This is a genomic window from Kaistella sp., assembly GCF_049588135.1.
Lineage (GTDB): Bacteria > Bacteroidota > Bacteroidia > Flavobacteriales > Weeksellaceae > Kaistella.
This window is the reverse complement of record NZ_JBAVFG010000205.1, coordinates 1-11,611: the sequence shown is the minus strand read 5'-3', so window position 1 is coordinate 11,611 and position 11,611 is coordinate 1. Positions and strand designations below refer to the sequence as shown.

7 protein-coding genes are annotated in these 11,611 nt (G+C 35.0%); 3 read left to right on the top strand and 4 right to left on the bottom strand.

The window, feature by feature from the left end:
- Positions 1-38 precede the first annotated feature (38 nt).
- Positions 39-1,829 (bottom strand): excinuclease ABC subunit UvrC, encoded by a 1,791-nt coding sequence (gene uvrC, locus WBY99_RS11215; protein WP_423976420.1) that lies wholly within the window; start codon positions 1,827-1,829, stop codon positions 39-41.
- 207 nt (positions 1,830-2,036) lie between these two features.
- On the opposite strand from uvrC, the gene WBY99_RS11210 reads away from it, so the two are divergent.
- Positions 2,037-2,585, top strand: coding sequence for a hypothetical protein (locus WBY99_RS11210; RefSeq protein WP_423976419.1), 549 nt, complete (start codon positions 2,037-2,039; stop codon positions 2,583-2,585).
- Between the two features lie 256 nt (positions 2,586-2,841).
- Here the strand turns inward: WBY99_RS11210 and WBY99_RS11205 are convergent, their stop codons facing one another.
- Positions 2,842-4,656, bottom strand: coding sequence for a hypothetical protein (locus WBY99_RS11205; protein ID WP_423976418.1), 1,815 nt, complete (start codon positions 4,654-4,656; stop codon positions 2,842-2,844).
- 183 nt (positions 4,657-4,839) lie between these two features.
- Here WBY99_RS11205 and hutH point away from each other — a divergent pair, with 183 nt between their 5' ends.
- The gene (gene hutH / locus WBY99_RS11200; RefSeq protein WP_423976417.1) at positions 4,840-6,330 is read left to right on the top strand and encodes a histidine ammonia-lyase; all 1,491 of its coding nucleotides are present in this window, start codon (positions 4,840-4,842) and stop codon (positions 6,328-6,330) included.
- Between the two features lie 346 nt (positions 6,331-6,676).
- Here the strand turns inward: hutH and WBY99_RS11195 are convergent, their stop codons facing one another.
- A complete protein-coding gene (locus tag WBY99_RS11195) occupies positions 6,677-9,547 on the bottom strand; it encodes an alpha-amylase family glycosyl hydrolase (RefSeq protein WP_423976416.1) in 2,871 nt (956 codons plus the stop codon).
- Positions 9,548-9,772: 225 nt separating this feature from the next.
- Between WBY99_RS11195 and aqpZ the strand changes: the two genes are divergently transcribed.
- Positions 9,773-10,486, top strand: coding sequence for an aquaporin Z (gene aqpZ / locus WBY99_RS11190; protein WP_423976415.1), 714 nt, complete (start codon positions 9,773-9,775; stop codon positions 10,484-10,486).
- 67 nt (positions 10,487-10,553) lie between these two features.
- On the opposite strand, the gene WBY99_RS11185 is transcribed toward aqpZ, so the two are convergent.
- A complete protein-coding gene (locus WBY99_RS11185; RefSeq protein ID WP_423976421.1) occupies positions 10,554-11,603 on the bottom strand; it encodes an acyl transferase in 1,050 nt (349 codons plus the stop codon).
- Positions 11,604-11,611: the final 8 nt, after the last annotated feature.

Genomic DNA, 11,611 nt, shown 5'->3' with positions numbered 1-11,611 from the left:
GCTTTAATTTAAACCATAAGAGAAAATTAAGAAAATATTTACGTATTAAAATATTCCCAAACTACTCCACCACGTTTTTTTCCTAAAATTTCCTCCAAAGTTTCTCTTGAAGATTCTTTTACTCTTTTTACCGATTTCAGTTTCGAAAGCAAAAGTTCAATCGCTTTTTCGCCAATTCCGGGGATCTCTTCCAACTCCGATTTGATGGTTGAATTTTTTCTGCGAGTTCGGTGATGTTTCACGCCAAAACGGTGCGACTCATCTCGAACACGTTGAAGTATTTTCAACGTTTCCGATTTTTTATCTAAATAAAGCGGAATCGAATCTTCTGGAAAATAAATTTCTTCTAATCGTTTTGCAATCCCGATAATCGTGATTTTTCCGTATAATCCCAGCAGTTTCAAACTTTTCACGGCAGACGAAAGTTGCCCTTTTCCACCATCGATTAAAATCAATTGCGGCAAAGGTTCGTTTTCATCCAAAAGCCTTTTGTAGCGGCGATAAATCACTTCTTCCATCGTGGCAAAATCGTTTGCTCCTTCTACCGTTTTTGGGTGAAAAATTCGGTAATCTGCTTTGCTTGGTTTTCCGTCTTTAAAAACCACACACGCCGAAACGGGATTCGTCCCCTGAATATTCGAGTTGTCGAAACCTTCAATATGACGAGGTTCTGTGGGCATTCTGAGCAGTTTTTGCATTTCTGCCATAATTCGGTTTGTGTGTCTTTCGGGATCTAAAATTTGTACTTGCTTTAATTTTTCGACACGATATTCTTTTGCATTTTTTTCGGAAAGTTCAATGATTCTTTTCTTGTCGCCCACTTTCGGAACGATGAGTTTCACATTCGGGATTTCTAAAGTTAAATGGAAGGGAATTAAAATTTCTTTTGAATCTGAATTAAATTTCTGGCGAATTTCGATCATCGCTTCTTCCAAAATATCTTCGTCGCTTTCCTCCAATATTTTTTTAATTTCTGTCGTAAAACTTTGAATAATATTTCCGTTCTGAATTTTAAAATAATTCACATAAGCTGCGGTTTCATCGCTCGTCATCCCGAAAACATCTACCTCATCAATATTCGGATTTACCACCGTGTGTTTGGATTGATAATCATCCAGAACATCAATTCTTTCCTTAACAATTTGTGCATTTTCAAACTCCAAATTCTCAGCGAATTCCATCATTTGATTTACCAAAAATTCTTTTGCTCGGCGGAAATCTCCTTTAATAATTCCACGGATTGCGTCAATTTTTGCGTCGTAATGCTCTTGCATTTCGAGCATTTCGCACGGACCTTCACAGTTTTTAATGTGATATTCTAAACAAACTTTGTATTTTCCTTCAGCAATTTTTTTCGGTGAAAGATTCAAATTACAAGTTCGAATTTTATAAAGATGTTTAATGGTATCGAGTAAAACCTTTGCTGGACGAACTTTCGCGTAAGGTCCAAAATATTCGGAACCATCTTTAATTCGATTTCTGGTCATAAAAACTCGCGGAAAATCTTCATTTTTAATGCAAATCCAAGGATAAGATTTGTCGTCTTTCAGCATTACATTATAAAAAGGCTGATGCTCTTTAATTAAATTATTTTCAAGCAAAAGTGCGTCGTACTCGCTATTTACGACGGTTGTTTCTAATCGAAAAATTTTCGCAACCATAATTCTGGTTCGGTAACCAGCCTGATTTTTATTGAAATAAGAAAGCACTCTTTTCTTCAAATGTTTGGCTTTCCCAACATACAAAAGCTGATCATTCTTATCGTAATACCGGTAAACTCCAGGATCAGATGGCAAAGTTTTCAATTGAAGTTCGAGATCAGCATTCATTTTACAAAAATAAGGAAAAGTTAGTAGCATTTCCTTATAACGAATAATGTTTTAAACTAGTTAATTACAGGGATATTTAATGAATTTTTCAATTTCATATAATATTCAATTTCATTTTAAAAAAATAAACTTTACCTTTAAATCCGTTTTATTACCACCTAAGAAATAAATAGTAACGAACAAAAAAAACTAAAAACACCTTATAGAATGAAAACCAAACTAACGGTGCTGACATTAGTGTTAGCGCAATGTCTCTCGGCACAACTCGCAGATTACAATGTCTTATCTGAGCAGGCAAAACTTGATCAAACTCAGATTGAAGAACTCAGCAAACAGGTAGATTACTACAAAAAATTTCTTAATTTATCAAAAGTAATTAGAACTTCTACCTTCGAAAATATTCAAATTGAGCTTAACGACATTCGAGGATTAAAAAAAGAAGGCAAAATTATGGTAGAATTCACTTACAAAAACATGGGAGCCGAAATGCGAAAAGCCCTTCAGTTTGAAAAAGCAATTATTGTAGAATTTGAGGGTAACCAATACCAAACCCAACAGGTTTTTCTTACTCTGGATGGTAAAATAAGAGTGAATGATTTATTACATGGTATTCCTTATAAAGGGGCTATGTTCTTTCATAAAAGCAATCGCTATTTCCCAATTATACGCGCACTAGTTTTATATATTTACACAAAAGATCAACTTTCAAATCCCGAACCAATTGTTTTTGAAAATATTCCTGTGATTTGGGAATAAAAATCAAATACTTCTAAATAAAAGCTATCTGTTTTTTATCATGATGCAATTTTTTAAAATAAAGGGAGTTTCATTTAACAAGGTTTTATGATTATCACTAATTATGGATATCCTAAAAAATATTTATTATTTTTCAAAAAAAAGCACAAAAGTATTATAGATACAATACTTTTCAACAAGAATAAAAAATTGTCCTAATACAAAACCAGTCTGGCAAAAAAAAGACAGACTGGTTTTTAAAATATTCTGAAAAAATTTAAGCTTTTACAATTTCTGGAATTATAAGAGCTGTTATTTTTCTTTTATAATCTGCCAATTGGGACTCTACGGTTTTAATATTATTTTTAAAGAAAGCCGTTTCCGAAAATAAAGTCTCGTAATAATTCACGCCTTCAATTAAATTGGATTTAAAGGTTTTCCATTTTTTAACTTGTGCATTGGTAAAGTTTTCGGAATATTCTTCAATCTCATTTTTCAGATAATCGACGTACATTTTCAATTCATTGACGAAGATGTTTGGTCGATTTGGTTCTGACATTACATTTTCGTTGCCGTAAATATGTTTTACCATATCAGAAAGGGAAACTTCTTTGTCGAAATATGCAAGATTAGGACCTGGACAAACCACCACCCCTTGCTTCTCCCCTTTAATTGGAATTTCACTTTCGAGGTAAGAAGAATTAACTAAACCAACACAAAGACAAGATTTTTCGGTGATTTTTGATTTCCTTTTATCGTATTCTTTCAAAGATAAATCCTCTTTACCCCCTTCTAAATCGTTTAATTTAACCGTTTGATATTTTCTTGATGCCGTACAAATTCCTTCGGATCCAAATTCTTTACTCAAAGCCAAATACTTTTTCGGGCAAGAACTTCCGGCTTTTTCTTTATTAATTTTTTCCTGTTTGAAAAACTCATTCGTGCTTCCTTTAATGGTGTTAAAAGGAATTCCGAGCGGAGAAATATTACTTAGATAAAAATCTTCTTCTTTGGATTTTGATAATAAATCGCGGGTTTCTTTATCCACAGAAGTCGCTTCGGGAACGAGCAAAAATGGCGAACCCCAACCAACACTATCGACTTGGTAATTCTCCAACAAAAACTCATGTTCTTCGGCAGTTCCTACTCCACCTTGCACGGTGATTTTCATTTCTAAAGGTTGTGCTGGAATAGAAATTTCCTTTTGTGCCAAAGCATTTACCATCAATTCGTGGGCAGAAGCAATCAGTTCATTTTTCTTTTGCTTGAATTCTTCCATGATCGGACCGAGCAGCAAACCATCGGTTGCAAAGGCGTGACCGCCACAATTTAAACCCGATTCTACACGGTATTCGGAAACCCAAAGTCCTTTTTTCGCCAAGAAATTTCCTTGAATCATCGCTGAACGAAAATCGCTTACTTTCAAGATAATTTTCTTTTTCAGTTCTCCATTTTCATTCGGAAAAAAATCGGGGAAAGATTCAAAATAACTGTACAATCTTGGATTCATTCCCGCAGAAAGTACGATCGACGATGACAATTTACTATTGGCAAATCCTCTCAACGAAACGTGAGCATCATTATAAATGACTGGTAATTGTACTCCTTTTTCGAAATTATCTTTATCTACTTTGGTCATCACATTCACATCAATACTCCCGGGTGAAAGATGGCTTTCTAAGAACTTTCTCACGTTTTCGGTGAAATTTTCTTTTTGTTCAGCGAGATTTTCTAAACCTTTTTTGATATCGGATTTATTGGGAAGAATGTCGATATATTCGTTGAGCGCTTCTTTGCTTTTACTTAATTCCTGCTTGAAGTTTTCGAATTTCATATTTACGACATCATGCATCATATCGAGGTAAGCGGTAATTCTTTTGGCTCGATAATCTTCAATTTTGTTTGAAATTGTGGTGTAGCTGAAATGATTTCTTTTATGATAAAGACTATTCATTTTTTCGATAATTTCGTCATCGATAATTGAAACCACCGAAGAGATTCCGTATTGTGCAACCCGAATCGGGCTGTCAATCGTATAAGCCAATCCCATTACTGGAATATGGAAATTGTGTGCGGGCTTTTTCTTATTCATATTTTTTATTGGTCTCTTGATTTGTTAAAATATTTTAAACAACCATCAAAATTAGAATTAAATTTTTAATTATGTATAGGATACTATTCTGCATTCGTTATGATTTTTGTCAGCAAATAAAAAAAATGTTCAACTATTTTCACAGATTCTTAAAAAGGTGTATTTTTAGACAAATTCTTATCAATGAAAATTTACGGTGTAGATACTTTTACAATTACTGATGTAATGGCGATTTTAAATAATCCCAAACAAGCAAAACTCAATAAAGAAGCAAAACAAAAAATTCTTAAATCTCAGAAAAACGTTCAACAAATCGTTGCCTCAGATCGCACGGTTTACGGAATCAACACTGGTTTTGGGCCGCTTTGCGATGTGAAAATTTCGGAAGCAGAAACTGCGCAACTTCAATATAATTTAATTATTTCCCATGCTGTTGGTGTTGGGAAACCGATTGCCAAAGATTATTCGAGAGTGATGATGATTGCAAAGATTCATGCGTTGTCAAAAGGATTTTCGGGAGTTTCTTTGGAAGTGATTGAGCGAATGATTGTAATGCTTGAGAAAGGTATTATTCCTGTGGTTCCGGAGCAGGGTTCCGTAGGTGCCTCAGGCGATTTGGCGCCGCTTTCTCATTTGGTTTTACCGCTTTTGGGTTTAGGAAAAGTTTGGCAAAACAATGAAATCGTAGCAACTGAAAAAGTCTTAAAAAAGCATGGTTTAAAACCACTACAACTTGGTCCAAAAGAAGGTTTAGGCTTAATCAATGGAACGCAGTTTATCTTGGCACATGCAATTTTAGGTTTAAATAAATTCGACTATTTACTCGACTTGGCTGACTTAACTGCAGCGGTAAGCTTAGAAGCGTATCGCGGTTCGGCAAGTCCATTTAAAAAGGAACTTCATGATATTCGCCCGTTTGATGGCAGTAGAAAAGTAGCTTCAAGAATGCGAAAGTTTTTGAAAAATTCTGATAATCTAAAAAGTCATGAATTCTGCGATCGAGTGCAAGATCCTTATTCGATGCGTTGTGTTCCACAGGTTCATGGTGCGAGTAGAAATGCGTACGAACATTTAAAAAATTTAGCAGAAACCGAATTGAATTCTGTAACCGATAATCCAATTGTTTTAAGTGCAGAAGAATCGATTTCTGGTGGGAATTTCCACGGACAATTATTGGCATTGCCTTTAGATTACTGTACTTTGGCAGCCGCTGAACTCGGAAATATTTCCGATAGAAGAAGTTATCTCTTATTAGAAGGACAATATGGTTTGCCTAGACTACTCACCGAAAGTTCTGGATTAAATTCTGGTTTTATGATTCCGCAATATACTTCTGCGGCTTTGGTTACGGAGAATAAAACCCTGTGTTTCCCGGCATCCGCAGATTCTATCCCAACAAGTTTGGGACAAGAAGATCATGTTTCGATGGGAAGTATTTCTGGGAGAAAATTTAATCAGGTTTTGGGGAATTTAGAAAATATTCTTTCGGTAGAATTAATGTTTGGGGCGCAGGGATTAGAATTCCGAAGACCTGCAAAATGTGGTAAGTTTGTTGAAAATGCCTATTCATTAATCCGAACAAAAGTAGCTAAATTAGAAGAAGACCGCTTGATTGGCGAAGATATGTTGGCGATTGCAGAATTGATTAAAGAGAGAAAGTTTGAGGTGAATTAAACTACACTAATTGATTAATTTCGGAATTTATTCAAAAAATCATATTTATTATTTGTTTTTTATTTTCAATCTTTCCTATTCGCAGCTCACGTATATAGTTTGCGATAGTAATTATGATGGTATTTACAATTTTTCAGCAGAGGATAAAGAAAAAATCATAAAACTTTATCAAGAAGAAAATTACAACCTTTTAAAAAACACCTATATTGCAACAACTCATTTGTAGCGGAATTTTTTAATAAATTAAAATTTGAATCAAATATTTTTTTTAATACTCTAAACCACTTACAAAACGAAAAACGATTCACAAATTTTGTGAATCGTTTTTTTATAGTAAAAGAAAGTGTTATTTCACAATCATTTTTGTAACCGCAACTCCTTTGTCAGACTTCAACTGAATTAAATAAATTCCGGCTTTTAATCCGTTGATAGAGATTGAATCATCGCCGTTATTTTTAGCAACTTTCACTGTTTTCACCAAAGTTCCTGCTAAATCATAAATAGCAATCGCACCATTTTCAGCATTGGTATAACGAATATTCGCATTTCCATTGGTAACTGGATTTTGAGTTAATTTCAAAGAAACTGAATTTTTACTTTGTTGAACTTCGTCTGTCCCCAGAGCCGCCGCATTACCAAAAATTCTGAAACCTCCTGGTTCAATTGTAATCGGTATAGTGGCATTCGTAACTGGAATCGAACTGCCATCCATTAAATTCACCCAGTTGCCAGTATAAGGGAAATCAGGGATAATATCTTTCGACTCCAAAGTAAAGTTTGCCAAAACAACCACATTTTTTAATGCACTTGAAGTCGATGTATTATTGATAAAAATTCTCGGCATTAAGTTTCCAGATTCAATAGTGAAATTCGTGGTATTGAAAACGTCATTCGACAATCTCAAAGCAAGAATTTTCGCCCAAGTATCGTAAACCGATTTTCTGGCAGCATCTTGATTATAAGCCAAACCAAACGCTGATGGTTTTGGATCTAATTTACAATCTCCAGGAGTCGCATCACTTTCTGTATTTACAGTACCATTTTCGCAAGTATAGATACTTTTATCAAAACCTAATTCTGCAAATTGCCAAATCATTTTCGGACCCGGAACGGTTAAAAAAACAGCACCATAAGCTTTTTGTCTTTGAAGCGCATTTGCCAACTCTCTTACATTATAACCTCCTGCTGAACCACCAAAAGTGATATTTTTATACATCAATCTTTCTTCATCATGGCTTTCACCATAACTCATGGCTCTTCTTTCCGTAAATCCGTGAGTTTGATAATTTACTCTGTTGAAATTACTGTTTGGCGCAAAACCCATGGTATTTTCATTGTATGGAGTAGTTTCTTTGTCCCACATCATCACGCCTTTTCCTTCTGTTACTTTATAATTTGCCCATTGCGCTTCTTCGGAATCGGTTCCTAAATGTTCGAAAATAATAAATGATGTAGGATCATAACTCCACTGGTTATCGGCATACGCTTTCAGGATATTCACCCGATCTTGCTGGTATTTATTGGTACAAGCATCATCGCCAGCCGAACACGCTTGGGTAAATCCTTTGGTTAAATCCCAACGGAAACCATCTACTTTATATTCTTTAATCCATTGTTCAAGAACACGATTTACGTAATATTTTGTAGCAGAACTAGAATGATTGAAATCATTAAATACACTATAAGAATGTTTCGCAACCTGATTGAAATACGGGTTATCAGCAGCAGGATCTCCATAACCATCTCCATCGGGATCGATCATCCACATTCTGGTAAGTGGGCTTCTTCCCGTGGCGTGGTTTAAGGCAATATCCAAAATTACGGCAATTCCGTTTTGGTGGCATAAATCAATAAACTCTTTGAATTTTTCAGGAGTTCCGTACGCTTTATCTAAGGCATAATGAAATCCTGTGTTGTAACCCCAAGAATTATTTCCGTCAAATTCCATTACGGGCATTAATTCTACCGCATTGATATTTAATGATTTCAAATAAGAGATTTTATCAATAAGGGATTGCCAAGTTTTTTCTGTGGTAAAATCCCTCACCAACAATTCGTACACGATTAAGTTTTCTTTTGCCGGTTTATTAAAATTGGTAATCGTCCAATTATACACAGGTTTCGCCGTTTGAATCACAGACACATCAAAACTTTGTCCTGCAGGATATGTCGGAAGATTTGGGTAAACATTTGCATATTGATTAATCCAAGGATCATCATCTGGTGATAAAACTAACGCTGAATAAGGATCAGCAACTTTAATTCCGTCTGCCGTTCTATATTGAAAAGTATAAACCTGTTGAGGAGTCAATCCTGTAACTTCCAACCAATAAAGATCAGGATTTACAGTATCTTTTTTCATTAAATAATTCGCGCTAACCGACCAATTGTTAAAACTTCCAATAACATGAACATACGCTTTTAAAGGTGCATAAATCGCCAAACCCACTTTGGTAGGATCTGCTGGATCATACGTAATTCCTTGTCGCATATAGGTCGGCATTGCCTCACTTTGAACCGGAATAGAAAGGGCGACCGTAAAAGTTTTACTCACTATGGTTCCAGTGGCAATATCCGTGGCAACAACTTCCATCGCAGCATCTTGTGTTACAGTGTAAGGGAAATTTAAAATAGTAGATGCTGAGGAACTTGTATAAACTGAACTTCCATTTGCTTTTACAACAAAATTCGCAGGCAAAGTCGATGTTCCTGTGATATTTAGAATCGTTCCCGAACTCATCACATTCGTGCTTCCCTGAATAGGATTTGTTAAATTAAATTGGAATTTACCAACATTCAACAAAATATCCTGAGATTGCACAGAACCATTAATTGTCTTCACTAGAAATCCTATTCTAGAAAGCGGATTCGCTCGGTTTCCGTAAAAAGATCTCACAGTGTTCATCGTGAAAGTATAAGTTCCATTGTTCCCCGAACTCGAAACATAAGTTAATTTATTGGCAGCGTTAGAAGCAGTCCAGGTTCCGTTGGTTGAGCAATCTGCTTGTGAATTATTTGAATTGAAAGACCATGCCCACAAATAAAGTGCGTGTGAAGAACCCACACCAAAACCAGTTTCATTTACCGTAAAAGTAACGGTAATTGTTTCTGTTTCATCAAAGGTTGCGGGATTTACAGCGTAAGAAACAACCTGTTGTGCGACTGCAAAAATCGGAAGCATCAATGCCAAAAATAGGGCGTAAAAATATTTCATCATACTAAATTTAAGATAGTAAAAATAGGGAAATCTTGTTGATATAAATGATTTCTTATTTTTTTTAATGAAAATGAGGATCAAACCTAAAATTCAAAATTTACTTTTAAATCAAACCTAAAAGTAGATGCCATAACAAATCCTGTCATCCGTTGAAAATTTCACAAATAATTACACTATTCAATCAGATAAAATCATAAATTTGGACTACAAATAAATTTTAACATTATGAAAAGAAAATTAGCCGCCGAATTTTTCGGCACGTTTTGGTTGGTATTCGGTGGTTGTGGAGCAGCGGTATTTTCAGCTGGCGTTCCTAATGTAGGAGTTGGATTATTGGGTGTTGCATTAGCTTTCGGATTAACTGTTTTAACAATGGTTTACGCAGTAGGACACATTTCTGGCGGACATTTTAATCCTGCAGTTTCCTTTGGTCTTGTTGCAGGTGGCAGATTCCCAGCCAAAGAATTAGCTCCTTATGTCATTGTACAGTGTCTTGGCGCACTTGGCGCAGCAACTTGTCTTTATTTAATTCTCAATGGTGCTGGTGCTTTTTCCAGAGAAGGAGCTGGCGCATTTGCTTCTAATTTTTATGATGAACCCGTTTATAATGGACGAGCTTTTAGTTTGGGAGCAGCATTTTTAGCCGAATTTATATTGACTGGATTTTTCGTATTTGTTATTATGGGTGCAACCGATAAATATGCCAATGGTAAATTTGCAGGAATTGCAATTGGTTTAACTTTGACGATAATTCATTTGATTTGTATCCCGATTACAAACACTTCTGTAAATCCCGCAAGAGCAACTTCACAAGCGATTTTTGTGGGTGGACTTGCAATTCATCAACTCTGGCTATTTTGGGTCGCTCCAATTCTGGGCGGAATTACCGGAGGTTTAATTTATAGATTTCTACTTCAACGTGAAGAAGTTGTAGTATAAGTTTGCATCATTTTAATTACAAAAAATTCCTTAGATTTTTTCTGAGGAATTTTTTTTGAATTAATAATTACGAAACCAGCAAGCTACATCCTCGAATATCAGAATGATCGATTCTTCCTAAAACCTGAAATTGTTTTCTGTCGCATTGAGCAGAGACTGAAGATCCGCGAACATCGTTCACGAAGCGTTTGCCCAAATCCTGAGTTGCAATAAAACTACATGAATGACGATTTGCCAAATCAATAATATTAATTGCACCCGTTTTTCCATCATCCACATAAGAAAAAGGATCTTCGGTATTTCTGATTAAAATCCGCATCCAGTTTGGAGTTTCATAAATGTTTTTCCCTAAAGAATACGCCTGAGAAAGCAATTCCGTCATCGAATATTCTGAATAAATTTTTTCTGTTCCGAAACCTTTAAGAAAAATATTCAGCAGTTCATCTTTCGTCATTTCTTCTTTTCTGCCTTTCATCCCGCCAGTTTCAATGATAATGAGTTGATTTGATGATTCGATGATTTGATGATTCTTTTCTACGAAATCCAAAAAATCTAAAAGCGCAAAAGAAACGCCGAACAAAATTACTTTTTTATTTTCCTGTAAAAGTTGCTGCAACAATTCGAACAATTCCTGATGGTTATAGAGAAAATATCCGTTTTCTGGTTTCCCCGATTTCTTCATTAAAAAATCAACCATATAAATTAAAGAAGAATGTGGGTTTTCAGAATAATTAGGTAATAATCCGAGGAAAATATAATCTTCTGGCTTTCCAATAAATTGTTCAAAACTCTTGTAAATACTTTCTTCATACCATCCAAAATCTGCAATATAATGTTTGGAACGGTTCATCTGCGTTGTCCCTGAACTTTGAAAATAGCTTTCCGTTTTGTCACTCTGAGCGAAGCCGAAGACTTGATCTAAAACCAAATGATTTTTAAACATTTCAATCGGCAAAAAAGGAATTTTTTCTAATTCATCAATTTCACTCGGATTCACTCGAAGATAATCGCAAAACTTTCGGTAAACTTCTACATTTTCATATTGATAACGAAAAGTTTCCAAACATTTTTGCAGGAAATCGGTTTCAGTTTTTATGTTGAATATATTTTTAAGCACAGTATTTT